This window comes from Burkholderia sp. COPS, assembly GCF_019425585.1.
GTDB lineage: Bacteria > Pseudomonadota > Gammaproteobacteria > Burkholderiales > Burkholderiaceae > Burkholderia > Burkholderia cepacia.
Genome location: NZ_WIXR01000009.1, coordinates 255,211 through 280,302, shown reverse-complemented (window position 1 = coordinate 280,302; position 25,092 = coordinate 255,211). Strand labels below are relative to the sequence as shown.

The following is a 25,092-nucleotide window of genomic DNA, read 5'->3' as shown; positions in this document are numbered from 1 at the left end:
GTCTTCCTTCGTGTCTCTCTGTCGTCGTTATGCCGATGCGCCACTGCTTGCGGTCCCGCCACGCTTCGCCTCGATGACCATCCGATGAAATGCCTCGGCGGCCGGTGTGAGCGGTCGTCCGCGGCGCTTCACGATTCCCACGCGCCGTTTGACGACCGGTTCGACGAGCGGCACGCTCGTGAGAATCGGGTGGTCATGCCCAGGCATCGCCATCGACGGGACCGCGGCGACGCCGAGCCCCGCTTCGATCAATCCGAGCAGGGTCGTCACGTGGCGTGTCTCGCAGACGCTCGGCGCGCGCGGCGCGACGGCGGTCAGCGCCTGGTCGAGCAGCAGACGGTTGCCGGAAGTCTTGTCGACCGACACATAATCGTGCTCGTAAAGCTCGTTCCAGGTCACGCGCTTCTTGCGCGCGAGCGGATGGTCGCGGCGACAGGCGGCAACGAAGCGTTCCTGGAGCAGCACCTTGAACTCGATCTCAGCCTCCTGGCTGCCGATGAAGCTCACGCCGAAATCGGCCTCGCCGCTGATGACAGCCCCGAGCACCTCGTTAGCGCTTGCATCGAGCAGCTTCACCCGGATGCGCGGAAAGCGCTGATGATAGCGCGCGACGATGGCGGGAAGAAAGTAGTAGGCGACCGACGGCACGCATGCGATCGTCACATGGCCCAGGCGACTCGATGAAACGTCGCGAATGCCGAGCAGGGCGGCATCGAGATCGTCGAGCAGTTGTTCGGCACTCTGCGCGAACACGCGCCCGACCGTGGTGAGCGAGACGCTGCGCGTGGTGCGCTCGAACAGTCGCACGCCGAGCGCTTCCTCGAGCTTGTCGATACGACGGCTCAAGGCCGGCTGGGAAATGTTGACTGCGTCGGCGGCCTTTCGGAAGCTGCCCGTTTCCACTACGGCGCGAAATGCCTGCAAGTCGGTTAAATCGAAGTTGATCCCCACAGGCAAATCTCCGCCACTCAGATGCGGTGCATTGTGCATGATTCCGCCGGCGCCATGCGCGTTGCGTTGCCTGAAACCGATGTCTTCGGGTTTGCCCGCCGTGGTTGCCCGAACCGCGCACGATAGTCCCGCGGTGATCCGCCGATGCATGTTGCAAACGCACGCTGCAACGCGTCCACGCTTCCGGATCCCGATCGTTCGGCTATCCGTTCGAGCGGCCGGTCGGCCCGCTGCAGCCATGCCTTCGCACACCCGACCCGCGCAGCCGGCATGTAACGGGCCGGTGAGAGCCCGGTCTCTTTGAGGCGTGTGATCCTTGCGCGGCGGCAGGTCGTCGGATCGTGGAAATCGAGGAGATTACCGGGCGACCAAGGTCGCGTGGATGACTTTGGGCAGCCACGCATACGCAATCGTTACCAGCGTCACGCCGACGACGAGCATCGGCACAACCATCGGCCACGCGCCAGCTTGATAACGCGGATCGGCGAATCCCGCTGCCGTTTGTCCTACGCTGAACGCGAAGAACATCATGATGAAGCCGGACCAGGATACGGCGCGGCCTGCAAGTTGAGGCAGGCCGCTGACCGCCCCTGCCTGCCCGCACGGCTGATGGATTCCGTGGCCGAGGCAATACACGCCATGCCCGACGAGCAGCGGCCAGATGCTGCCGGGAAGCAGCGCGCACCCCAATGCCTGGATCACCGCGCCGCAGAGGCTCAGCGTTGCGCCTTGCCGCACCGTTCGCAACATGCTCTGACGGCGCAGCAGCACGCGGCAGCCGAACGTGCTCAGGACATAGACGAGCGTACCGCTCGCCGGTATCCAGCCATAACGCTGGGGCGAGATGCCGAACTGCCCGATGTAGATGGCCGGAGACAGCAGCAGGAAGCAGAACATGCCGGTGTACGTCGACGCGGCCAGCAGTGTCCATACCCTGAACGGGGCATTGCCGAATATCTCGCGCACCTCCCGGGTCGAGTCCCGGCTCGGCGCGCTTCGCGCGAAGCTTTCCTCGAAGCCGTACCAGCACATGACGAGCAGCCCGAACGCATACACGCTCATCCCCGCGAGCACCCATCGCCATCCGGCTTGCTGTGCGACATACGCACCGAGGATCGGGGCGAGGAACGCCATCATTCCCATCCCCATGAAACCGCGCGCCATCACGTACGGGCCGTCGCCCGCCGAATACCGGTCTCGCACTGTCGCACGGGCGCATACCAGTATCGCGGCCATGGCCAGCCCCTGCATCGCGCGAGCGGCCACCAGCATCGCCGCGGTCGAGGCCAGCGCAGCGGCCAGTGCGGACAGCGCATAGAGCGCAAGGCCGGCCAGCAGGACGGGGCGGCGGCCGAACCGGTCGGAAAGGCTGCCCATCGGCAATTGCCCGACGCCGAATATCAGCGCGAAAACCGTGAGGCTGACACTGGCGGAGCCCAGCGTGGAGGCGATTTCGGGCAGCGCCGGCAGGTAACTGTCGGTCGCCACCGGCTGAGCCGCCAGCAGAAGCGGCAACATGAGCGCGAAGTTCAGGCGAGCGGGTCGCGTGGAGTCCGGCATGGCGGTTTTCGACACGGAATCGGGCATCGTGCTTCGAGTAAGGGCTGCGGTTACGCCAGGTTGCTCGCCCGGCGAGGGCGGCCGCGGCGAGCTGAAATGGCTGGGCGGCAGGGGCGCCGAACCCGACGCCCCGCCGAACGCCGGCTAGCTGCCGACGGATCCGGGCACGGGTTCGCGCGCGATGCGATCGTGCGACAGCGCCTCGGCGCGCAGCAGGTCGTATTCTGCCTTGCCGACCGGTTGCGCGTTCGCTCGGCCCAGGTCGTTCAAATGGACACGACTGGTCTCGCGTGCGCTCCAGGCCGCGAGCGACGCGATCACGGTGATGCCGAACGCGATCGCACCGACGATCAGCCAGACGTGACGGGCGCCGGGCGGCGCGACCGCGGTGAACAGCGCGGGCAACATCGCCGTGGCCGCGGTACCGAGGTTCTGCGCGATGGCCATCGCCGAGACGCGCGTGCGGGTCGGGAAGAGTTCCGGGTAAAAGGCGGGAAATACCGCGTTGTAGCCCTGGTACACCACGCCCCACATTAGCATCGACATCACGAATGCGAGCGGCACGTTCCGGATGCTGATCGCATACAGGTACGCGAACGCGAGCAGCCCGGCGGCCAGCGAGCCGATGATGATCGGCGGCCGGCGGCCGACGCGGTCGGACAGGTTGCCGACGAACGGAATCACGATCATCGCAACGATGTTGCCGACCACCGTGATCCAGAGATAGACATCCTTCTGGAATCCGATTCCATATGCAGGCTGAACCGCATAGGCCGCGCCGAAGATCGTGGCGACGACCGGAATCACGTTCATCATCGACATGCAGGCCACGCGCAGCATGTCGGGAAAGTGGTACCTGAAAGCGTCGGCCACCGGCGAGCCCGCTTGCGACCGGTTGCGTACCGCTTCGTCGAAGGCCGGCGACTCGTCGACCTCGCGGCGAATGATCAGGCCCGCGACGATGACCAGCGCACTCAGCAGGAACGGAATGCGCCAGCCCCAGCTATCGAATTGCGCGGACGGCATGTAGTAGGCGAGCGGCAGGAACACGGCGGCGGCCAGCACTTGCCCGGCCTGCACGCCCTGCAGCGTGAAGCTGACGAAGTAGCCGCGCCGGCCGAACGGCGCGTGTTCCAGGATCATCGAGCTCGCGCCGGTGATCTCGCCGGCCACGGCGAAACCCTGCAGCAGGCGCAGCGTCACCAGCAGGGCGGGCGCGATCAGCCCGGCTTGCTGATAGGTCGGCAGGAGGCCGACGCCGACGGTCGAGATGCCCATCAGGAACATGCAGAACAGCAGGACGGTTTTCCGTCCGCGCGTGTCGCCGAGATGGCCCAGCACGAACGCGCCGATCGGGCGGGACACGTAGCCGACACCGTAAGTGGCCAGCGACGCGATGATGGCCGTCGTGGGGCTCCCGTGCGGAAAGAATATCTGCGGGAAGATCAGCGCCGATGCCGTGGCGTAGATGAAGAAATCGTAGTATTCGAGCACCGATCCGATCCAGCCGCTGATCGCGGCTTTTCTCGATTGGTGCCTGCCCCTGGGCTCGTCTCGCAAGGTCGTGGTCATCGTCGTCTCCGGATATTGATATGTGTGCCGGGCAAGGCGGTGATGCGGGGAGTCGTCACTGCCCGATGTGTCGACCCCGTCGTGCGACCTGACCGCGGCCTGTCGATACGGCGCGCGGCGAGCACGCGCGGTGCGCAACGCCGCGCCCTGGCGACGGCTGCGCATGCGCGTCGGTCCCGCATCGGCAGCCGATGCGGGAATCGGCTTATTCGTCGCCGAGCGCCGAAACCGCGGCCCTCAGCGCGAGCAGATAACTTTGGACACCGAAACCGCAAATCTGCCCGCTGACGATCTCGGCCAGGACGGAGTGATGCCGGAACGGCTCGCGTGCATGAATGTTGGACATGTGCAGTTCGACGATCGGGCACGTGAGGATCGCAAGGGCATCGCGAATGCCGTAGCTGTAATGCGTCCATGCGCCCGCGTTGATCAGCACCGCGTCCTGGTGTTCCTCGAAAGCGCGATGAATGCGCTCGCACATCGCGCCTTCGTGGTTCGTCTGGAACGATTCCACCTGCACACCCAGTTCCGTCGCCAGCCCTTGCAGCCGCGCATCGATCTGCGCGAGCGTGATCGTCCCGTACTGCGCCGGATCGCGCTTGCCGAACATGTTGTGATTGATGCCGTGCAGCATCAGGATCTTCTTCATGCGAATCTCCGTTGCGTGTTCAATCAAAGGGCACGGCCAGACGATCGATCACCGCGCTGGTCTGGGGGCGTACGCCGCGCCACCACGCGAACGCTTCGGCCGCCTGCTCGACCAGCATGCCGACGCCATCCGCGATTCCATGTACGCCTGCGTTTTTCGCGAGCCGGAGAAACGGCGTCAGACGCTTGCCGTATGCCAGTTCGTAGGCCGTGCCGGCCGGACTGAACACGCTTGGCGGAACCGGCGGCAGGTCGCCGGTCAGGCTGGCCGACGTGGCATTGACGACCAGGTCGAAACGCCCCATGCGCGCGAGGTCCGCGTAACCGCTGGCAACGAGCGGGCCGCGTCCGGCAACCTGCGCGGCCAGTGCGCGCGCCTTGTCGATGTCGCGGTTCGCGATGACGAGTTCCGCCGGGCCGGCTTCGAGGAACGGCAGCAGCGCGCCGCGTGCCGCGCCGCCGGCACCGAGCACCAGGACACGCTTGCCGGCCATCGGCAGATTGAGGTTCGTTTCGATATCGCGCACCAGCCCGATGCCGTCGAAGTTGTCCGCCAGGATGCGGCCGCCTTCGAACTTGAGCGCGTTGGCCGCGCCCGCGAGCTGCGCGCGCTCGCTGCGTTCGTCCGACATCGCGAACGCGTCGAGCTTGAACGGCGCGGTGACGTTGATGCCCTTGCCGCCGCCGTCGAAAAACGCGCGAACCGCGTCAGCGAAGGCGCCTGCCGGTTCGATCGGCCCCTCGATCGCCGTATAGCCGAGGTCCTGCCGCGTCTCCTGCGCGAAGAGGCCGTGAATCAACGGGGATTTCGTGTGTCCGATCGGATTGCCGATCACCGCGTATTGGTCGGTCATCATTGGCTCGCTTTTGAGTAGAGGACGCCGTCGGCCTGCATCGCGTCGATTTCGGCCGGATCGAACCCGAGGGAGCGCGCGATCTCCGCGTTGTGCTGCCCGAGATCGGGCGCGACGTCGCGAATCGTCGTATCGCAATCGGAAAACCGGAACGGCAGGTTGGGCAGGCGCAGCGTCCCGTAGCGCGGATGCTGTTGCTCGACGACCATGCCTCTGGCCTGGATCTGCGGATCGTTCAACACCTCGTCGATGCGCTGCACCTTCGCGCACGGAACGTCGATGCCGTCCAGCAGATCCAGCACCGACGCGACGGAACGCGCGGCCACCCACGGCTCGACCACCGACAGAATCTCCGCGCGGTTCGCATTGCGCCCGGTGCTGTCGTGAAACCGCGTATCGGCGCCGAAGCCCGCCGGGCCGCCGTGCGTCGCGATCAGCTCGGCGAAGCGCTTCCACGCGTCGTCGACTTGCGCGGCGATCACGAGATCGCCGTCCGCGGCACGGAACACGCCGTAGAGCGTCGAGGTCGGCATGTCGTGCCCGGTCTGCTCGGGCAGCACGCCCTGCAGCGTGTAGCACTGCACCGCGTATTCGTGCATCGATACCAGCGTGTCGTACAGCGCCATGTCGACGTGTTGCCCGCGGCCGCTCTTCACGCGCCCGAGCAGCGCGGCATTGATGGCCGCGACCGCATGGATGCCGGTGTACATGTCGCCGAGCGAGATGCGCAGCAGCGGCGGCCGCTCGCCCGGCGTGCCGACCATCTGCATGATCCCGCTCTTGGCTTCCGCGATCAGCCCGAAGCCCGCGCGATGCGCGTCGGGGCCGGTATGCCCGTAGGCGGAAATCGAGCAGTAGACGAGGCCCGGATTGCGCGCGGACAGTTCGGCATAACCGAGCCCGAGCTTGTCCAGCGCGCCCGGCCGATAGTTCTCGATGAACACGTCGGCGGAGTCGCACAGCCGCTGCATGAACGCCTTGCCGCGCGCGTCCTTCATGTTGACGCTCACGCCGCGCTTGCCCATGTTGAGCTGCAGGAAGTAGCCGCTTTGCTGGTCGTCGAGCACGGTCGCATGCTGCCGTCCGGCGTCGCCTGACCCGGGCCGTTCGACCTTGATGACTTCGGCGCCGAGCGCCGCGAGACAGCGCCCGACATACGGCCCGGCAAGGAAGTGGCTGTAGTCGACGACGCGAATGCCTTCGAGTGGGCGAGCCTGCATTACAGTGCCTCCGGGCGGCGCGGTACCATCAGGCGATGCTCGCCGCGTTGAACGACCTGACCGTCCTGATTGATCAGCTCCGACGGCAGCACGACGATGCCCCAGTCCGGGCGGCTCTTGCTCGCCCGCATCGAGCCGACGCTGAACTTCACGTGCAGCACGTCGCCGACCTTGATCGGCAGCAGGAAATCCCAGGTCCAGCCGAGCGACATGCCCGGCAGAAAGCGATAGTCGCTCTGCGTCTTCAGGCCGTCGGCGATGGACAGGCCGAACAGCCCGTGCGCGACGAGGCACCCGAAATGGCTCGCGTTCGCGTATTCCTCGTCCACGTGGACGGGCGTATGGTCGCCGGTGAGGTCGGCGTACGCGAGAATGCGCTCCTTGGTCACGACGTAGTTCGGGCTCGTGCACGTGTCACCCTCGCGGGCGTCGTCCCAGTATTTTTCGACGATCGTCATGGTCACGCCTCCGCGCGCGGATTGATTGCCAGCGCCTGTGCGACGCAGGAAGCCGGCCGGGCCTGGATCAGTTCGACGGCGAGCCCGTCGGGCAGGCGAAGCCAGTTGCGCCCCTGCGGCATCTCCGTCACGTCGAATCGTTGGGCCGCGGCCAGCGCGGCCTCGAGGTCTTCGCACATCACGCCGAGATGGGCGAGGCGGCCTTCCGGGCCTTCGTATTCCGGCGCGTGAATGAACTGCAGGCCGCCGAGCGTCCAGTACTGCCGCGGTGCGTCGAGCGTGCCGTCGACTTCGCGCAGTGTCATGCCGAGCACGTCCTCGAAGAAACGGATGTGCCAGCGGATGTCCTTCACCCAGATCGCGACGTGTTCGAGATAGGCTTTCTTGGCATTCATGCGGCCGCCTCCTGCCGTTGGCGGTCGGCCATCGCGCGTTCCAGCCCCTTGATGCAGGCGACGAGCGTTGCATTCACCGGGGTCGGCACGCCGTAGCGCTGGCCCCAGCGCACGACCGAACCGTTGATGAAGTCGATCTCGGTGATCGAGCCCTTCTCCAGGCTTTGCAGCATCGACGTCTTGAAGGTCGCGGGCAGCCCCTCGGCGGCCAGAGTCCATGCCTGTTCGGGATCGGTCATCGACAGCTTCACGCCCGCAGCCTGCGCCGCCGCGATCGCCTCGGCCACGGCCGCGAGCGACGTCGCCTTCAGCAGCGGCTCGTCGTAAAGCTGCCCGTAGGTGAGGCCGGTCAGGCCCGTCAGCGCACCCGTCGCGACGTTCACCAGCAGCTTGTCCCACATCGTGCCGACGATGTTGTCGCTGATCGTCGTGGCGAGGCCGGCGGCATTGAACGCCGCGGCGATCGCCTCGACACGCGGTGTGATGCGGCCGTCGAGTTCGCCGATGTAGGTGTATTTGCCGATCACGCCGGATTCGATATGGCCCGCGCCGCGCAGCACGCCGCCGACGTAGGTCTTGCCCGCGAGGACGCGCTCGCGGCCGACGACGTCGATCAGGATGTCCTCGTGTCCGAGGCCGTTCTGCAGCGACAGCACGGCGGTATCCGGCCCCACCAGCGATTGGGCGCCGCGGATGGCCGCATCGGTATGGAACGACTTGACCAGCACCACCACCAGGTCGGCCACGCCGACATCGGCAGCCCGGGTCGTCGCGTGGACGCGCACGTGGCGGGTGCCGCCGGCATCGTCGACGCGCAGGCCGTCGCGGCTCATCGCACCGACGTGCGCGGGCGAGCGGTCGATCAGCCAGGTCTCATGGCCGCCTTGGGTGAGGGTGGCGCCGATCGCGCAGCCCAGTGCGCCGGCGCCCAGAATTGCTATTTTCAATGGATTCTCCTGTGTCGACCGGAGTTGGCGCTTTGGCGCCTTACCCCGGTCCCATGCAAAGCTGACGTATGGCCTCACGATAGGCGTTGCCGCTCATGCCGCCAATGCAATGGATACAATGGCGTCATTGCCATCGACAATAACGCCGCGATGTCCGCCGACCTGCCCGACCTGAAGCTGCTTCAGCTTTTCGATCTCCTGTACGACGTGCGCAGCGTCACGCGCGTAGCCGAGCAACTGGGCCAGAGCCAGCCGACGGTCAGCATCTGGCTCGGGCACTTGCGGGAACACCTGCACGATCCGCTTTTCATCCGGACGCCCGGCGGCATGGCGCCGACACCGCAAGCCGACGCGCTGATCGGGCCATGCCGGGAAATTCTCGAATCCCTGCGGCGCTTCACCGCGTGGGAGATCGCGTTCGATCCGGCGACGGCCCAGCGACGGTTTCGCATCTGCATGACCGACGCGAGCCACATCACACTGCTTCCGCGGCTGCTGGCCCATGTCCGGGCGCAGGCGCCCGGCGTCCGGCTGGAAGCCGCACGGATCGACGGCAATACGGAGCGCGCGCTCGAATCCGGCGAAGCCGATCTCGCGATCGGCTATGTGCCGTGGCTCGGCGGCGGCATTTATCAGCAGAAGCTGTACGACCAGGACTGGGTATGCCTGGCCAACCGGCATCACCCGAGGATTCGCGGTCGCCTCGGGGCGAAGCAGTATCGTTCCGAAGGACATGTCGCCATTACGGCGGGAACGGGCGCGCAACTCCTCGAGCAGGCGCTGCGGCAGGCGCGCATCGAGCGCGACGTCGTGCTGGAGCTGCCGGGTTTTCTGGGGCTGGGGGCGATCGTCCAGACGACCGACCTGATTACGACGCTCCCCCGTCATATAGGCCAGACACTGGCTCAGGCGAGCGATCTGGCGGTTCATGCGTGCCCGATCCCGGTCGACGGGTTTGCGGTACGGCAGCATTGGCATGCGCGATATCACCATGAGGCGGGCAATCGATGGCTGCGTGGTGTCGTGATTCAACTGTTCGGTGCATCGGATTGACCTGCGGGTTTGGCGTTCGCGACGGATGCCGGACTGGCCGGCGTCGGGTTGGATGCGAAACGTCCTGGAAGCCGTATTTTTCGACGTTTTACGTCGATGTTCGATTCGGTTGAGATTTTTTCAGTCGCATCGAGGCGATATGATTTCTCCAGCCCCAACACCGTCGGCCGATCCATGAAGCGCGCCAGCATCGCTGCGACGCGGCCCCGCAAGCACGAGAGAGTTGTATGCCGGACACGCCAATCGTCATCGTTGAACACGCCCGCAGGCGAACCGCCCAAGTCCGGTCCGGCGACGTCCCCGCCGCCTTGCAGGAGGGTCCCAAGTGGGTGTGCCGCATCGTCACGGATCACGCACGGAGATCCTGCGAAGGGCGCCGATCCGCTGCAGGCGCGGCTGAAATGCTCGGCCGACTGAAGCCTGCGAACGTCGTGTTGACGGACTCCGTGCCGAGCGCCGGCGGCTGGCTGGCGCACGCTTCGACCGACGAGGCGGGCCGGTGTCGCGCGTATGCGCATCTCGGTGCGGACCAGGTCCTCGAGATGGTCGGCATGCCGGGCGTCGGCCCGTGGCTCGACGAGCACGACACCTGGTGGCCCGGCGCGTACGAGCTGCCGTTGCTCGAACAGTTGTCCGCGAACGAGTCGCCTCTGCGCAACCTGCTTGGCGCGACTGCGCCCGCCCATCTGTTGATGAGCCTGACCGAAGTCGACGGCACCGCACTCGTGACCGAATCGGACGATGGCGTCGAGCGCCCGTTCCGTATTCCTGCAGGTGTGGACACGATCCATTTCGAACCCGTATGCATCCGCGGGCCAGTCGCGCAGTGGCGCGAAACGCTGGTTACCGCGTTCGACCGTGTCCGGCATCTGGTCGGGCTCAGGTCGGCCCGCCCTTTTTATCTTTGACGCAAGTACCCGTTCTCCGGCAGGCCACGCCATGACCGACGCACTCGACTCCTTCGACCGCAAGATCCTGAATATCGTCCAGCGCGATTGCACCGCGACGGCGGACGCCATTGCCGAACGGATCGGCCTGTCCACCTCGGCCGTGCAGAAGCGCCTGAAGCGCATGCGCACCGAAAAGATCATTTCGGCGGAAATCGCGGTGGTCGATCGCGCGGCGGTCGGCAGGCCGATGACGTTCATTGCGGCAATCGAGATCGAACGCGAAAACTACGAGACGGTCGCCAGGTTCCGCGAGTGGTCGAAGGCGCATGACGAAATCCAGCAGATCTACTACGTGACCGGCTCCGTCGACCTGATCGCGATCATCACCGCGCACGACGTCGAGGCGTACGACCGGCTGTCTGCGCGGATCATGCAGAGCAACCCGATGATCCGCCGGATCAACACGAATGTCGTGCTGAGTGCGGTCAAGGTCGGGCTGTTCGTGCCGGTCGACAAGGACGGTGACGACGAACCGCCGGCCACCTGACGTACCTGTTTCGCGCGGGAACGGGCGATCCGTCCGTCCCGCATGACAAACCGCAATGGATGACGACCTGAATCGCGCGAAACGACTAATTTGAAAATCGATTCGCATAACTAACCTGTGTCGTGTGGTCAATGAACAGGAGATGATCGAGATGGAACTCAAACTGGCACTGGTCGGTTTCGGCGGAGTCAATCAGGGACTGGTCGAACTGCTCAAAAAGAAGCGCGGGATGCTGGGGGCGGCGGGACTCGACGTATCGGTGACGATGGTCGCCGACCTGCGGCTCGGGATCGCGACGAATCCTCGCGGTATCGCGCTGGATGTCCTCGACGAAACCGCGCGGCGGGGCGTCGATGCGGAGGCGCTGCGCCGCGATCCCGGCACGCTGGTGTCGCCGGACGTCGGCCTCGGTGCGGTGCTGAAGGCCATCGCGTCGGACCACGTGGATGTCGTCATCGAGGCGACCTTCACGGATCCGAACACCGGCGAGCCTGCGCTGTCGCATTGCCGTACCGCGCTCGAATGCGGCAAGCACGTGATCACGACCAACAAGGGGCCGATCGCGCTCGCGCAGCCGGCACTGGCGCGGATCGCCGCGCAATCGGGTGCGTGCGTGATGTACGAGGGCACGGTGATGAGCGGCACGCCGGTGCTGCGGCAGCTCGCGACCTCGCTGCGCGGCTGCGACATCAACGGCTTCGCCGGCATCCTGAACGGCACGTCGAATTACGTGCTCGGTGAGGTCGAGGCCGGCGCGAGCTTCGATGCGGCGATCCGGGATGCGCAGCAGCGCGGCTATGCGGAGGCGAATCCGGCGGCCGACGTCAACGGTTCGGACGTACAGCTGAAAGTCGTGATTCTGGCGAACGCGCTGTGGAATGCCGGCCTCAAGCGGGGCGACGTGACGTGCCGCGGCATCGTGGAATTGACCGAGCACGACGTGCGCGCGGCGGCGGCGGAGCGCATGTCGTGGCGGTTGATCGGTTCTGCCGTCCGTCATCCGGACGGCAGCGTGACCGCGAGCGTCGAACCGCGCAAGCTCCCGGCCGGCCATCCGCTGCTTGCCGCGAGCGGCGTGACGAACGCGATCACGTTCGACACCGACGTGCTCGGCGGCGTGACGATCAGCGGGCCGGGTGCCGGCCGTGAGGAAACGGCGTTCGCGATTCTCTCCGACCTGATCGAACTCGCGGACAGAATCGGCGCAGCCTCGCACGAGGTGGCGGCATGAGCGCGCGCGATGCGGTGATGGCCGACTGCACGGGAGCCGGCGTGGCCGATGTCCGGTCGCCCTATGACGGCTCGATCGTCGGCCAGGTTCGACTGTCGCGAGCCGATGCGGTACCGGCCCTCGTCGAGCGCGCGCTCGACGGCGCGCGCTCGGCCGCAACCCTGCCACGCAGCCGGCGGGCCGACATCCTGTTTCGCGCGGCCGCGAGCGTGGAAGCACAGGCGGAGACATTTGCACGCACGATCGCGCTCGAAGCGGGCAAGCCGCTGCGGCAGGCCCGCAAGGAAGTCGCGCGCTGCGTGAACACGCTGCGCCTGTCGGGCGAGGAAGCGAAGCGACTGGCCGGCGAGACGATCCCGTTCGACGGGTATCCAGGCTCCGAGGATCGCAGCGGCTACTACACGCTGGAGCCGCTGGGCGTGATTCTCGCGATCACGCCCTTCAACGACCCGCTGAACCTCGTTGCCCACAAGCTCGGGCCGGCGCTCGCGACCGGCAATGCGGTCATCCTGAAGCCCTCGTTGCTCGCGCCGCTGTCGGCGCAGGCGCTCGTCGAGGTTCTGTGGGAAGCCGGGGCGTCGCGCGACGCGCTGCAGATCGTGCACGGCGGCGCGGATATCGCGTCGGCGCTGGTGCGCGACCGGCGGATCCGGATGGTGACCTTTACCGGCGGCCCGCAGACCGGCGAAGCCATCACGCGCGATGCGGGGCTCAAGAAGGTCGCGATGGATCTCGGTGGAAATGCGCCGGTGATCGTCATGGCCGACTGCGACCTGAAGGATGCCGCCGAATCCTGCGTGTCGGGTGCGTTCTGGGCAGCGGGACAGAACTGCATCGGCACGCAGCGGATCTTCGTCGCCGAGGCGGCATACGAGCCGTTCGTCCGGTATTTCGTCGAGCTGACCGGCAGGATGGTCGTCGGCGATCCACTGGACGATGCGACCGACATGGGGCCGATGATCGGCGAGGAACAGGCGATCCGCGTCGAACGCTGGGTCGACGAAGCGGTGTCGCGCGGTGCGACGGTGCTGACCGGCCATCGGCGGCGCGGGGCGCTGTACGAACCGACGGTGTTGGCGGATGTGCCGCACGACGCGCGCGTATGGACCGACGAGGTGTTCGCGCCGGTCGTGACGATCGAGAAATTCACCGACCTGCAGCAGGCGCTCGACGCGGCCAATGCGTCGGAGAGCGCCCTGCATGCTGGCGTGTTCACCAGCCGGCTGGAGGTGGCGCTTGGCGCGGCCGAGCGACTCCAGGCGGGCGGCGTGATGATCAACGATTCGTCCGATTACCGCTTCGACGGCATGCCGTTCGGCGGATTCAAGCATGGGTCGCTGGGCCGCGAAGGCGTTCGGTTCGCGATGACGGAAATGACACAGCCGAAGGTGGTGTGCTTCAGGCGCAACCGGCGGCTGTCGAGCTGATGCGCAAGCGCCGGCACCTGGCGGGCCGGCGCGAACCGGAGCGGTGTGGTGAGCAACGTATCGAAGAAGGAGTCGAGGATGCCAGCAGCAATTCCTGCATGCAAACCGGCGGCGGACGCGCTGGTGGTCGAGGATATTCACAAGTCGTTCGGCGGTGTCGAGGTGCTGAAGGGCATCTCGCTGACCGCGAGGAATCACGAGGTCGTATCGATCCTCGGCAGCAGCGGGTCAGGCAAGAGTACGTTCCTCAGATGCATCAACCTGCTGGAAACGCCGGACCGTGGCCGGATCTGCGTGAACGGCGAAACGCTCGCGCTGAAGCCGGCGGGCCGCGACGGCGCGCTCGTCGCGGCCGATGCGCAGCAGGTGATGCGCGTGCGCCGCAAGCTCGCGATGGTGTTCCAGCAGTTCAATCTCTGGGCGCACATGACCGTGCTGCAGAACGTGATGTTCGTGCCGGCGCGCGTGCTCGGCGTGCCGAAGCGCGACGCACGCGACAAGGCGATCGCGATGCTCGAACGGGTCGGGCTCGCCGGCAAGTGCGAACACTATCCGAACCAGCTGTCGGGCGGCCAGCAGCAGCGCGTCGCGATTGCACGTGCACTCGCGACCGACCCCGACGTGATGCTGTTCGACGAGCCGACGTCCGCGCTCGATCCCGAGCTCGTCAGCGAAGTATTGAAGGTGATGCGCTCGCTGGCCGACGAGGGACGCACGATGCTCGTCGTCACGCACGAGATGGGATTTGCGCGCGAAGTCGCGAACCGCGTCGTGTTCGTCCACCAGGGAAGAATCGAGGAAGACGGCAGTCCCGATGAGGTGTTCGCGAGCCAGAAATCGCCGCGTTTCCAGAAGTTTCTGTCCAGCATCATCTGATGCGGATTCGTTGTCAACGGGAGAGGAAACCATGAAGAAGCTGCTTCAGTCGCTGTGCGTGGGCGCGGCATTGCTCGGATCGGTCGCGCATGCCGAGCAGGCCGTGCGGATCGGTACGCTCGCCGATTACGCGCCGTTCGAATACAAGGATGCATCCGGCAAGCTGCAGGGCATGGAGATCGACATCGGCAAGAAGATGTGCGACACGATGAAGGTCAAGTGCCAGTGGGTGACGATGGATTTCGACGCGCTGATTCCGGCGCTCAAGGCGAAACAGATCGATGCGGTGCTCGCGCAGATGTCGAAGACGCCGGAGCGCGAGCAGTCGGTGGACTTCACGCGCATTTTCACGACGGCACCCGTGCAGCTCGTCGCGAAGCAGGGCTCGGGCATCACGGACAACGCCGCCACGTTGCGCGGCAAGACGATCGGCGTTCAGACGGCCTCGACGCACGAATCCTATCTGCGCCGCCGCCTGCCGGCGGGCAAGTCGGGGGTCAACGTGAAGGTCTATCAGACGCTCGACGAGGCCTGGCTCGATCTCGAGGCTGGGCGCGTCGATGCGGTGTTCGCCGACAACACGGTCGCGTACGACTGGCTGACGAAGGCCGGCAGGAAGGAAGGCTTCGACTTCGTCGGCAAGCCGATCGCCGATGCGGAGATCTTCGGCGACGGTACGGCGATCGCGGTACGCAAGGGCGACGCGCCGCTGAAGGCGCTGTTCGACAAGGGCATCGCGCAGGTGCAGGCGGACGGCACGTTCGCCGCAGCCAACAAGCGCTATTTCCCGTTCAGCATCGCGCCGCAATAACCGCGCATCGGGACCGCGCGGTCGCCGGACGGCGGCCTGCGCGAATCGGGCTCACAAGGAGCGATATAACGATGGACATCTTGGTGAACTACGGCGCGCAGATCGCGGCTGGCGCGCTCGTCACGCTGGAGCTCGCGGTCGCCGCGCTGTGCGTCGGCATGCTGCTCGGCATCGCCGGCGCATCGGCAAAGCTGTCGAGCCTGGGGTGGCTCAGACATGCGACCTATGCGCTGACCAATTTCCTGCGCGGCATTCCCGAGTTCCTGATCCTGCTGATCTGCTACTTCGGGCTGTCGCATCTGCTCAACGCGCAATTCGATGGCGCCATCGTCATCAGCCCGTTTTCCGCCGGCGTGATCGCGCTCGCCGTGGTGTTCGGCGCGTACGCGTCGGAGATGTTTCGCGGCGCGTTCATCGCGGTGCCGGCCGGACAGATCGAGGCGGCGCGCGCGTATGGAATGTCACGCCTGCAGACACTGTGGCATGTGCGCCTGCCGCAGGCGTGGCGCATCTGCCTGCCGAGCCTGAACAACATGTGGCAGAACCTGCTGAAGGACACCTCGCTGGTGTCGATCGTCGGGCTCGAGGACATGCTGCGCAAGGCCAACATCGCCGCGCAGTTCACCAAGCAGCCATTCGTCTTCTACGTGACGGTCGGCATCGTCTATTTCGGCTTTCTCGCCGCATCCAACCCCGTGTTCGCGTGGCTCGAGCGCATCGCGGGCCGCGGTTACGCAAAACGCACCTGAGGAGGGCCATGCGATGAACGACTTTCTTTCCCTCATCGTGCAGTCCGGCCCGGATATCGCGCGCGGCATATGGATCACGCTCGAACTGCTGGTGCTGTCGTGCACGCTTGCATTCGCGCTTGCGGTGCCGCTGGCGGTCGCGCGCACGTCGGCACGCCCGTGGCTGTCGACACCGAGCCGCCTGTTCATGTCGGTGTTTCGCGGCACGCCGCTGCTGGTGCAGATTTTCGTGCTGTATTACGGGCTTGCGCAGTTCTCGGTCGTGCGTGCGTCGCCTCTGTGGCTGCTGGTCGGCGGATCGTTCTCGTGTGCGTTGTGCGCGCTGACGCTCAATCTGGCGGCGTACATGGCCGAAGACATCCGGGGCGGGATTGCCGGCGTCCCCGCCGGCGAGAAGGAAGCCGCGCTCGCGTTCGGGATGAGCCGGTTCATGCTCACCTGGTTCGTGATCGTGCCGCGCGCGATCGGCATCGTCGCACCGACGCTCGGCAACGAGATCGTGCTGCAACTGAAGTCGACCGCGCTGGCCAGCACGATCACCGTGCTCGACCTGACCGGTGTCGCGCGCCGCATCTCCATCGAAACCTATACGACCGACGCGCTGATGCTGGCCGGCATCGTGTACGTCGGTATCACTGCGGTACTTTCGACCGTACTCAAACGTGTCGAAGGTCTGCTGAATCGCCATCTGGGCAGCGCGCGTGCGTGACGGACGCTGCATAACGCGACACAACGAACGATCCGAGGACGACATGGGATACAAGCTTGAAACGCTGGCGCTGGCTGCGGACCGCGACGTGACCGACGAGAAGTCGGTCGCGCCGGCGATTCACTATTCGGCGGTGTTCAAGGCAGCCGGCAGCGAGGAGTTTGCGGAGATGTCGAGCGTGCCGCAGCATCCGCGCAACTACACCCGCTACGGCAATCCGGTTCACGAGCGCGTGAAGGCGGTCATGGCGGAGCTCGAAGGCACCGAGACCGCGCTCGTCACCGCGTCCGGAATGGGCGCGATCGCGACCGCGATCCTCAGTGTCGTGAAGGCCGGCGATCACGTCGTCGGCCAGACGCGTCATTACATGAGCACCACGAAAATGCTCGACGACATGCTGCGCCGGTTCGGCGTCGAGGTGACGTTCGTCGACCAGACCGACGTGAGCGCGTTCGATCGTGCGATCCGGCCGAACACGCGGCTGATCGTGCTCGAGTCGCCGGTCAATCCGCTGTTGCTCGTGACCGACATCGCCGCGGTGACGGAAATCGCAAGGGCGCGCGGCATCCTGACGCTCGCGGACAACACGTTCGCGTCGCCGGTCAACCAGCAGCCGCACCGGCTCGGGGTCGACATCGTCGTGCACAGCGCGACCAAGTATCTGGGCGGCCATCACGACCTGACCGGCGGCGTGATCTGTACGAGCCGCGTGCTCGCCGAGCAGATCTGGCATACGCACATCACGCTCGGCTCGGTGCTGTCCCCGATGGACGCGTGGCTGCTGCTGCGCGGGCTGCGCACGCTGCCGATGCGCGTCGAGCGGATCAACGCGAACGCCCAGGCGCTCGCCGAATTCCTCGAAGCGCACGCGAAGATCGAACGCGTGTTTTATCCGGGCCTGCGCAGCCATCCGCAGCACGCACTCGCATGCCGGCAGATGCGCGGCTTCGGCGGTGTGGTGGCGTTTGGCGTGCGGGGAGGCTACGGCGAAGCGCAGCGCTTTGTCGAGGCGCTGCGCTTGCCCCTGAATGCAGGCAATCTCGGCGGCGTCGATTCGCTCGCGATCCATACGGCATCCATGTGGGCGGGCACGATGTCGGCGGAGCAAATGCGCGCTGCCGACATTCCGCTCAATTTCATCCGCTATTCGGTCGGCATCGAGCACATCGACGACCTGAAAAGCGATGTCGCGCAAGCATTGGAGCAGATCTGACACGGACCAGCGCGCACGCTCGATCGACGACTCGCGCGCGTCGCGCCGACCTTTGAATCGATTCGGGCACGAGATGCGCGGATTGCAACGACGGAGCACGGACTATGCATGACATCACAGTACTCGACGGAGGCATGGGGCGCGAACTGGCGCGGATGGGAGCGCCGTTCAGGCAGCCGGAGTGGTCGGCACTCGCGCTGATGGAAGCGCCGCATTACGTCGGCCTTGCGCACGACGCATTCGTCGCGGCGGGTGCCGACGTGATCACCGCGAACAGCTATGCGGTCGTACCGTTCCATATCGGCGACGAGCGGTTTCGTCGCGACGGAGCCGCGCTCGCGGCCCTTGCCGGGCAACTCGCGCGGCAAGCGGCGGACCGCGCAGGGCGGCCCGTGCGCGTTGCAGGATCGCTTCCGCCGACGGGCGGTTCCTACCGCCCCGACCTGTTCGACGCGGCGCGCGCCGATGCCATCTTGGCGACGCTCGTCGATGGGCTCGATCCGTACGTCGACCTTTGGCTGGCCGAGACGCAGAGCCTGACCGACGAGATCGGCGCGGTCCGGCGAGCGCTGGGTGAGAATCCGAAGCCGCTCTGGGTCTCGTTCACGCTGCGCGATGACGTCGAAGCAGGCGCCACGCCGGTATTGCGATCGGGGCAGACGCTCGACGAAGCGATCGACGCCGCCGTGTCCGCGCGCGCGACCGCGCTGCTGTTCAATTGCAGCCAGCCGGAGGCGATGGGTGCGGCGATCGAGACGGTGCAGCGCACGCTCGCGCGAACGGGGAGGTCGCTCGTGATCGGTGCCTATGCGAACGCGTTTCCGCCTCAGCGCGCCGATGCGCGTGCGAACGAGGAACTCCACGGTTTGCGCGGCGACGTCGATCCGCCCGGCTATGCAAGATGGGCGGAGCAGTGGCTTGCGCTGGGCGCGCAGATCGTCGGCGGATGCTGCGGAATCGGCCCCGACCACATCGCGGCATTACGCGACGCGGTCGATGCACGCGGCGCCCGGCATACCGGGTTCGGCGAATGAAGATCGACGGCCTGGACCAGAAGATAATCGACGCGTTGTGTGCCGATGCGCGGATTCCGCTCGCGGTGCTGGCCGACAGGATCGGTCTGTCCAGGCAGGCGGTCCGGAACCGGATCGACCGGCTCGAAGCGCTGAACATCATTGCAGGCTATACGGTGCGGCTCGCATTGCCCGACGAGGTCGTGCCGGTGCGCGCCGTGATGCTGGTTTACCGCAAGGACCGGATGCGCGGTGCGGACGTGCTTGCCGCACTCGAGCGGATCGCCGAGGTGCGCGATTGCGCGGTGCTCAGCGGCGAGGTCGATTTGCTCGTACAGATAGAAGCCGCCACACACGAGCGCATCAGCGACATCTGGGCGACGATCAGTGCGATGGACGGTGTGCAGAACATGACGACCAGCTTCGTGCTCGATTCGGTTGTCCACAAGCGTTGACCAAACCGGCGCGACGGGAAAAGAGCAGGTCAGTCTTCTCGCGCAAGCCGCAGCAAGATGTCGGCGAGGGCTCGAATTTTCGGTTGTGCCGCACGTTGGGACGGATATACGAGGAAGTAGGAAAGGCCGTCGTGAACCACCTCCTCAAACGGCGTCACCAGCGATCCGGCACGGAGCCGGTCTCGTGCCATTCGTGGGTCGCCGATTGCAATTCCGTGTCCTTCCGCCGATGCCGCGAGCGTCAATTCGAGGGTATCGAATACAAGTCCACGGTCCGCATCGATCTGGAGCGCCCCAACATGATCGAGCCAGCATCTCCACTCCGCGTGGCTGGGCCCGGGATGGAGCAACTCGACATGCGCAAGATCGGCAACGGATCGCAGTGATGTTGCCAATGCGGGCGCGCACATCGGCGTGAGCGTCTCGGAAAACAGCGGTAGCGCTTCCATACCGGTCCACTGTCCCGTGCCTCGCACAATGATCGCATCGACGTCGGACGTAGTGAAATCTGGCGTATCGTCCGCGGATGTCGAAATACGAAGCTCCGTCCCGCTCATGGCGCGATGAATGTCCGGCAGCCGCGGGAGCAACCAGCGAATGGCGAACGTGGACGGCAACGTCAAGGTGAGAACCGAGGTCGTCCGTGCATGGATGTCCGCGTGCTGAACCAATTGCGTGAGCACGTTGACCGCGACCGTCAGCAGTCCATTTCCTTCCGCCGTCAACGTCAGCCCCGATACATGGCGCACAAAGAGCGCGCATCGATAATGTGTTTCCAGCTGCTGTATCTGGCGGCTCACCGCGCCTTGCGTACGGCATAGATGAGCCGCGGCCTTGCTGACGCTGCCAAGCTGCGCCGCGGCGACGAATGACTGAATCGCTGCCAGCGGTGGGAGGGGCCGCGTCAGGTCAGCCAGCGGATATGTATGCGCTGCATACCCGGATTGCATATTTTTCGATTGTTCGGTCATCGGTGCGTCGCTATCGTGCGTCTACCGGATGCCCTGTTCTTGCGAATGAACGGGGTTGTCGACGAATGATCGGAGGATAATTTTGGACTCAACGTCGGGATCACTATATACGGAACAGGTTCGCGCGTACCTTCGGGAACTGGAGCGAGGCGATGTCGGTGCCATCTGCGCGCTATTTACGCCGGACGCGCAGATTTTCTCGCCATTTCTCGGCTGGATGCACCCTGAGCCCTTCTTTTCGAAGGTCGCTGCCGCGTCGGGAGAAAGCAAGATTACACCGATCGATATCTGCGTCAGCGCGAGCGGGGCTCGACGTGCGACAGGTTACTTCATCTACGACTGGGGCCTGAAAGACGGATCGGCGGCGCGCTTCGAGTGCGTCGACGTGTTCGAGTTCGACATCGCGGGGCTCATCGAACGGATGATCATCGTCTACGACACTCATCCGATTCGTAGTACGGTCGGCGACAAGTACGCGTAGCGGAATCGATGTCGCTCAATACCGAAGGCTGATTTACGGGGAGGTTGCCGAAAAGCTGCAAGCGGGCCTCGGCCGGCCGTTCAGCCGTTCGGTGTGGAGCGAGCAGTATTTGCGGACGAGCTGGCGCGCGACCCGAACAATATGATGCGCAAGTATCGTGCGGCTTTTGCTCAAGGGCAAGTTGCCGCCTGCGACGGCGACTTGCTGGCATGCGGAGCACGCCTGATCGCGAGCCAGGATCAGACCGGCGGCTAACGGAAATACGGGGCACGCGGGCGGTGCGCCGGTCAAGCCGACCGGCTTCGCCCGATCGTGCCCGTGACGCTCAGATCACGAATTCCATCGGCTTCGTGCCGCATTGCGCATCGGGCAACGGCTCGCCACGCTGCGCCGCGGCCAACAACCGGCCGATCGCAATGTGGACCACATCGGCGCGCACGCTCGACGGGGTGAAGCCTGCGGCGTTGTCGAGTCCCTCGCGGTGCGCACGCATGATTCGCACGTCTTGCTGGATCACGGAATGCGTGTAGAGGTGCAGCAGCGGTTTCAGCGCACGCAGCACCGCAGCGGGCAACGCAAAGCGATAGGCGATGTACGTATAGACACGCGATCGACGCGTGTCGAGCGGCGTGATCTGGCTGACGATCAGAAAACTCGATCGGCTGCCCCAGTGATAGTCGCACCGCGTGACGTTCGGTGCATAAAAATGATCGGTATGCCGAAGCGGTTCCCCGGACGGATTGGTCAGCCAGTCCAGCATGCCGATCTTGTCGCCGTCATCGTGATACGTGACCTCGACGCTCTGCTGCTTGAGTTCGACGGATGCCCGTAGTCGCCGTCCAGTGGATGAGCGGAAGATCCGGTCGTGCACGAACACCGTATGCGGGACGTCCATGAAGTTCTCGACCAGCGCACCGAGGTCGCCATCGAACGTATTGACCATGTAGTACGACTGCCACGGCCGTTCGCCGTAGTGCGGCATGTCGAACGGCCGCTTCAGCGCTGGATCGTCTCGCCCGCGATAGACCCAGACGAGGCCATGCCGAGTCAGCACCGGTAACCTGCGCTGACGATACGGGTAGGTCGTACCGGGCGGTGCGGCGCTCGCGCCGTCGATGCTGGGAATTCGGGTGACGCTGCCGTGCTGGTCATAGTGCCAGCCGTGATACGGACAGACGAGGCAGCCGTCGATGACCTTCCCGGCCGACAACCGGGTGCCGCGATGCACGCATTGATCGACGAGCGCGACGATCTCGCCGCCGGCCGTCCGGAACAGCACGATGCCGAGGCCGAGTACCCGCGTGCCGAACGGCTTGTCGCGCTTGACGTCGGCTTCGGTGCCCGCGACGTACCATTGCTCGACCAGCGCGCCGAAGGCTTCGCCATCGGCGTCCGGCACGGATTCGTCGCACGGGGGATGCGTCGATGCGATCGATATGTTCAACATGAGCACGTGTCCTCGATGAAGGCGCGGAGTGCGTTCACCACGGCGGGCTTGGCCACCAGGGCGCGGGGTTTGACATCGCCGGCCCGGATACCTGCACGCTCGTGGGCTCGCTGGACGAGATCCGCCAGCTGGGCGGCGCCTCCGGGCATGCGAACCGCGCGCAACGGGCCAAGCTGGCCGACCGTGCGTGCGTGCCGGTAGTGAAAAGCGCGGGCGAGAGCCTGTTCCAGCGCATCGCGCAAGGCGGCGACGTCCTGCGTACCGCTGGCAAGCAACAGCAGGTAATGGGGCGGATCCGCGTCTGCGCACGGAATCACGCAACCTTCATCGCCCGGTTGCAGCACGTCGGAAAGCGACGCAGCCAGATAGGCTTCGTCCAGCTTTTCACCGACCAGATCGCTTTGCGTGCCAGCCCGCCCGACGAAGGCCACGCATGGCGTCCGTCCCGCATATCCGGTCACACGGACCCGATCGCCGAGCCGATAGCGGTACAGGCCGCCTCCCGTCGTCACGACGACCTCGACGGTATCGCCCGGCTTCAGTTCTTCCACGCCAATCGCGGTTCCGTCGTCGAGCAGAAACTCCAGGAAGTGGCTGCAGACGGCGAGGGGACAGCCGGTCGTATCGCCGAACGGCAGGCTGACCACCGCCTCGGTGGAAAACAAGCCTTTCGGAAGCCATGCCGCCTGAGGAAACAAGGTGCGGGCATGAGTGGCGTAGCCTTTGCTTGGACCGTCCATCCAGCAACTCACTGCCGCGAGCTGCGGCCACAGCCGGCCGCAGTGGCCATCGTCGAGTGCGCGTCGCAGCGCTGCCATACGGATCGACGGCAGCGAATCGAACAGGAAGGTGAGCGTATCGCGGCGCTGCGGTGCGGCGTGGTCGAACAGCGGACGAAGCAGACTGGTCAGGAAGGTCGGGCTCCATACGCTGATGAAGGCGAGATCGTCGGCGGCGATAAGCGCGCGTAACGTTTCGTTGCGCCACGCCCGACCATTACCCGACAGCGACGGGGCGACGAGCGTCGGCAGTAGATCGACGAGCGGGCTGCCAGCCAGGTAATCGAGATCGCTGTCCGATCCGATCATGATGCCGTTGGGGGCGCGTTCGCGCGCTTGCATTGGCGGCGACATCGACCAGTAAGCGCGCCCGGCCGCGACGCCGGGCACGGTGCGATGCAGATCGGCGAGCCAGACGATCAGCGCGAACTGCAATTCTTCGAGAAAGGCTGGCGTATAGGGAATGAGCTTTTGCAGCTCGCTGCCGCCGCTGGTGCGCTCGAAGAAGCGTGGCGCCTGGTCGGTCAGGATCGGAGCGGACTCCTGGAGGGCACGATCGATCCATCGGGACATGCCGGCGTAGGAGGTTGCCGGCACGCGCTCGCGAAATTGCGCTGGATCCGCGATATCGGCAAACCCGTTGGCCATGCCGAACGCCGTGTTCCGATTCGCGGCGAGCAAGCGTGACAGAACGGTTGCCTGCGCGTCGCCCGGCGCATCGAGCGCGGTGAGCCACGCGTGACGGAAGGGTTCTGCAGCAGCGCTAAACGCGGCCCACGCATCTTGTGCACGCACGTGCATCCTCTCGTCAGAAATAGGTCTTTTCGAGCTGTGTCAGATCGCCGGGCAAGCGCCGGGGCGCGTCGAACACATGCAGCCAACCGTACCACAGCGGTCGCGTCTCCGCCGCGTCGGAGCAGGCATGAAGCTCCTGCCAGCGCAGGCTCGGATGCCGGTGATGCGTCAGGTTGTAGTTGAAGTTGAGGAATGCCCAGCGGATCAGTGTGGGGGCGCGCATGTTGTATGTGCCCTCGACAACGTCGAGCGGCGTGTGCATGTGATACACCCACTGAAGCGACGACCACGAAAACGCGAATGCGAGATAGGCAAGCGCGATATCGAGCACGCGCCAGTCCAGCAATGCGCCCAGTGCGATCCACGCGGCCACGCCTGCGAGGGTTTCGTAGCGAATTCGTCGAAAATCGGCCTGGTCGAAGTCTTTGAACGCAGCCGCATACGTGTTGTCGCGTCCGTACTTCGCCCAGCCATACGGGACGCGACTCGGAAGCACGGCCAGGACGAAGCTGCCCGCGAAACTCGCGAACCAGATGCCGCCGACGATCGCCGCGTAGTATTCGATTCGCTTGCGCCACAGCGAAGCGTCCGGCTCGACGAAGTCCACCCGCTCCGCGAGCGTTCGATTCCGCACGTGGTGGCCGAGATGATTCACGTGGATCAGCGTTGCGGCCGCGCCGAACATCGCCGATGCCCACCACATCATCAGGTAGTTGACTGCTCCGCGCCGATGCCCGAAACCGTGGAAAGTTTCGTGCATCATCGAAAACACACCTTGCATGATCAGGCAGAACGGTACGAGCGACACCCAGCGCAAGGGGCTCGTACCGTGCGACAGCCACGTCAGGATGCCGGCCCATGCAACGCTCTGCAGCGCGAGCACGCAGAGATTCAGCCGATCGAACCGTCGCGAACATTTATCTATGGCGCTTGCATTGGCAACGAACATACAATTCGGACATGGATGGTGGCGGCGACGCAGAGCATACCTTCGATCGCCATCATCGAACAATACGCCCGCCTGCGCTGATCTTGCGCGT

Annotated in this window: 27 protein-coding genes and 2 pseudogenes; 14 read left to right on the top strand and 15 right to left on the bottom strand. The window is 65.4% G+C overall.

Features of this window, described 5'->3' with window-relative positions:
- Positions 1-27: 27 nt before the first annotated feature.
- The 10 genes and pseudogenes from FOZ70_RS07190 to FOZ70_RS07145 all read right to left on the bottom strand — a co-directional run bounded on the left by FOZ70_RS07190 (position 28) and on the right by FOZ70_RS07145 (position 8,605).
- A complete protein-coding gene (locus FOZ70_RS07190; RefSeq protein ID WP_027790154.1) occupies positions 28-951 on the bottom strand; it encodes a LysR family transcriptional regulator in 924 nt (307 codons plus the stop codon).
- A gap of 17 nt (positions 952-968) precedes the next feature.
- Positions 969-1,256: pseudogene (locus FOZ70_RS07185) on the bottom strand (helix-turn-helix domain-containing protein); the annotation flags it as partial.
- 52 nt (positions 1,257-1,308) lie between these two features.
- A complete protein-coding gene (locus FOZ70_RS07180; RefSeq protein ID WP_219705525.1) occupies positions 1,309-2,511 on the bottom strand; it encodes an MFS transporter in 1,203 nt (400 codons plus the stop codon).
- A 144-nt stretch (positions 2,512-2,655) separates the two neighbouring features.
- Positions 2,656-4,083: an MFS transporter gene (locus tag FOZ70_RS07175; RefSeq protein WP_059496704.1), complete on the bottom strand. Its 1,428-nt coding sequence runs from the start codon at positions 4,081-4,083 to the stop codon at positions 2,656-2,658.
- Between the two features lie 205 nt (positions 4,084-4,288).
- Complete coding sequence (aroQ, locus tag FOZ70_RS07170; protein WP_021157525.1) at positions 4,289-4,732, bottom strand: type II 3-dehydroquinate dehydratase; 444 nt, start codon at positions 4,730-4,732, stop codon at positions 4,289-4,291.
- Between the two features lie 19 nt (positions 4,733-4,751).
- Positions 4,752-5,585, bottom strand: a complete 834-nt coding sequence (gene aroE / locus FOZ70_RS07165; protein WP_060341423.1) for a shikimate dehydrogenase — start codon at positions 5,583-5,585, stop codon at positions 4,752-4,754.
- Entirely contained in the window at positions 5,585-6,805 is a 1,221-nt protein-coding gene (locus FOZ70_RS07160; protein WP_219705322.1) for a CoA transferase, read from the bottom strand. Before FOZ70_RS07160 ends, aroE begins: the two co-directional genes overlap by 1 nt.
- The gene (locus tag FOZ70_RS07155) at positions 6,805-7,263 is read right to left on the bottom strand and encodes a MaoC family dehydratase (protein ID WP_059496710.1); all 459 of its coding nucleotides are present in this window, start codon (positions 7,261-7,263) and stop codon (positions 6,805-6,807) included. Before FOZ70_RS07155 ends, FOZ70_RS07160 begins: the two co-directional genes overlap by 1 nt.
- A gap of 2 nt (positions 7,264-7,265) precedes the next feature.
- Positions 7,266-7,658, bottom strand: a complete 393-nt coding sequence (locus FOZ70_RS07150; protein ID WP_219705320.1) for a VOC family protein — start codon at positions 7,656-7,658, stop codon at positions 7,266-7,268.
- On the bottom strand, positions 7,655-8,605 hold the full coding sequence (locus FOZ70_RS07145) for a 2-dehydropantoate 2-reductase (protein WP_059863561.1): 951 nt from the start codon (positions 8,603-8,605) through the stop codon (positions 7,655-7,657). Before FOZ70_RS07145 ends, FOZ70_RS07150 begins: the two co-directional genes overlap by 4 nt.
- A gap of 132 nt (positions 8,606-8,737) precedes the next feature.
- Here FOZ70_RS07145 and FOZ70_RS07140 point away from each other — a divergent pair, with 132 nt between their 5' ends.
- Positions 8,738-9,658 (top strand): LysR family transcriptional regulator, encoded by a 921-nt coding sequence (locus FOZ70_RS07140; RefSeq protein WP_059489803.1) that lies wholly within the window; start codon positions 8,738-8,740, stop codon positions 9,656-9,658.
- On the opposite strand, the gene FOZ70_RS07135 is transcribed toward FOZ70_RS07140, so the two are convergent.
- Positions 9,634-9,849 carry a hypothetical protein gene (locus FOZ70_RS07135; RefSeq protein WP_155643698.1) on the bottom strand — a complete coding sequence of 72 codons (216 nt, stop codon included), beginning with the start codon at positions 9,847-9,849 and terminating at the stop codon, positions 9,634-9,636. The genes FOZ70_RS07140 and FOZ70_RS07135 overlap by 25 nt on opposite strands.
- A gap of 36 nt (positions 9,850-9,885) precedes the next feature.
- On the opposite strand from FOZ70_RS07135, the gene FOZ70_RS07130 reads away from it, so the two are divergent.
- From FOZ70_RS07130 to FOZ70_RS07080, 11 genes are all read left to right on the top strand, one after another.
- Positions 9,886-10,566 carry a hypothetical protein gene (locus FOZ70_RS07130; RefSeq protein WP_193093221.1) on the top strand — a complete coding sequence of 227 codons (681 nt, stop codon included), beginning with the start codon at positions 9,886-9,888 and terminating at the stop codon, positions 10,564-10,566.
- Positions 10,567-10,597: 31 nt separating this feature from the next.
- Positions 10,598-11,095, top strand: a complete 498-nt coding sequence (locus tag FOZ70_RS07125; protein ID WP_048021211.1) for an Lrp/AsnC family transcriptional regulator — start codon at positions 10,598-10,600, stop codon at positions 11,093-11,095.
- A gap of 151 nt (positions 11,096-11,246) precedes the next feature.
- Positions 11,247-12,326, top strand: a complete 1,080-nt coding sequence (locus FOZ70_RS07120; RefSeq protein ID WP_060321457.1) for a homoserine dehydrogenase — start codon at positions 11,247-11,249, stop codon at positions 12,324-12,326.
- Positions 12,323-13,753: an aldehyde dehydrogenase family protein gene (locus FOZ70_RS07115; protein ID WP_219705318.1), complete on the top strand. Its 1,431-nt coding sequence runs from the start codon at positions 12,323-12,325 to the stop codon at positions 13,751-13,753. The genes FOZ70_RS07120 and FOZ70_RS07115 overlap by 4 nt, the downstream gene beginning before the upstream one ends.
- 78 nt (positions 13,754-13,831) lie before the next feature.
- On the top strand, positions 13,832-14,629 hold the full coding sequence (locus FOZ70_RS07110; RefSeq protein ID WP_219705316.1) for an ATP-binding cassette domain-containing protein: 798 nt from the start codon (positions 13,832-13,834) through the stop codon (positions 14,627-14,629).
- Between the two features lie 31 nt (positions 14,630-14,660).
- Entirely contained in the window at positions 14,661-15,440 is a 780-nt protein-coding gene (locus tag FOZ70_RS07105; protein WP_219705314.1) for a transporter substrate-binding domain-containing protein, read from the top strand.
- A 71-nt stretch (positions 15,441-15,511) separates the two neighbouring features.
- Positions 15,512-16,189, top strand: coding sequence for an ABC transporter permease subunit (locus tag FOZ70_RS07100; protein WP_021157539.1), 678 nt, complete (start codon positions 15,512-15,514; stop codon positions 16,187-16,189).
- Positions 16,190-16,202: 13 nt separating this feature from the next.
- A complete protein-coding gene (locus tag FOZ70_RS07095) occupies positions 16,203-16,898 on the top strand; it encodes an ABC transporter permease subunit (protein ID WP_021157540.1) in 696 nt (231 codons plus the stop codon).
- A 43-nt stretch (positions 16,899-16,941) separates the two neighbouring features.
- Positions 16,942-18,111 (top strand): aminotransferase class I/II-fold pyridoxal phosphate-dependent enzyme, encoded by a 1,170-nt coding sequence (locus FOZ70_RS07090; RefSeq protein ID WP_021157541.1) that lies wholly within the window; start codon positions 16,942-16,944, stop codon positions 18,109-18,111.
- A gap of 104 nt (positions 18,112-18,215) precedes the next feature.
- On the top strand, positions 18,216-19,145 hold the full coding sequence (locus FOZ70_RS07085) for a homocysteine S-methyltransferase family protein (RefSeq protein WP_219705312.1): 930 nt from the start codon (positions 18,216-18,218) through the stop codon (positions 19,143-19,145).
- On the top strand, positions 19,142-19,579 hold the full coding sequence (locus FOZ70_RS07080; RefSeq protein ID WP_021157543.1) for an Lrp/AsnC family transcriptional regulator: 438 nt from the start codon (positions 19,142-19,144) through the stop codon (positions 19,577-19,579). Before FOZ70_RS07085 ends, FOZ70_RS07080 begins: the two co-directional genes overlap by 4 nt.
- A 29-nt stretch (positions 19,580-19,608) precedes the next feature.
- On the opposite strand, the gene FOZ70_RS07075 is transcribed toward FOZ70_RS07080, so the two are convergent.
- Positions 19,609-20,550, bottom strand: coding sequence for a LysR substrate-binding domain-containing protein (locus FOZ70_RS07075; protein ID WP_059857938.1), 942 nt, complete (start codon positions 20,548-20,550; stop codon positions 19,609-19,611).
- An 82-nt stretch (positions 20,551-20,632) separates the two neighbouring features.
- Between FOZ70_RS07075 and FOZ70_RS07070 the strand changes: the two genes are divergently transcribed.
- A complete protein-coding gene (locus FOZ70_RS07070; protein ID WP_021157545.1) occupies positions 20,633-21,031 on the top strand; it encodes a nuclear transport factor 2 family protein in 399 nt (132 codons plus the stop codon).
- A gap of 28 nt (positions 21,032-21,059) precedes the next feature.
- A pseudogene (locus FOZ70_RS37995) lies at positions 21,060-21,211 on the top strand (aromatic alcohol reductase); the annotation flags it as partial.
- Positions 21,212-21,356: 145 nt separating this feature from the next.
- On the opposite strand, the gene FOZ70_RS07065 reads toward FOZ70_RS37995, so the two are convergent.
- Genes FOZ70_RS07065 through FOZ70_RS07055 form a run of 3 tightly spaced genes read right to left on the bottom strand, consistent with a single transcriptional unit; the run spans position 21,357 to position 25,064 of the window.
- Positions 21,357-22,478: an aromatic ring-hydroxylating dioxygenase subunit alpha gene (locus FOZ70_RS07065; protein WP_081052588.1), complete on the bottom strand. Its 1,122-nt coding sequence runs from the start codon at positions 22,476-22,478 to the stop codon at positions 21,357-21,359.
- Positions 22,472-24,058 (bottom strand): GH3 auxin-responsive promoter family protein, encoded by a 1,587-nt coding sequence (locus FOZ70_RS07060; protein ID WP_258025565.1) that lies wholly within the window; start codon positions 24,056-24,058, stop codon positions 22,472-22,474. The genes FOZ70_RS07065 and FOZ70_RS07060 overlap by 7 nt, the downstream gene beginning before the upstream one ends.
- A gap of 7 nt (positions 24,059-24,065) precedes the next feature.
- Positions 24,066-25,064, bottom strand: coding sequence for a fatty acid desaturase (locus tag FOZ70_RS07055; RefSeq protein ID WP_226167908.1), 999 nt, complete (start codon positions 25,062-25,064; stop codon positions 24,066-24,068).
- Positions 25,065-25,092 lie beyond the last annotated feature (28 nt).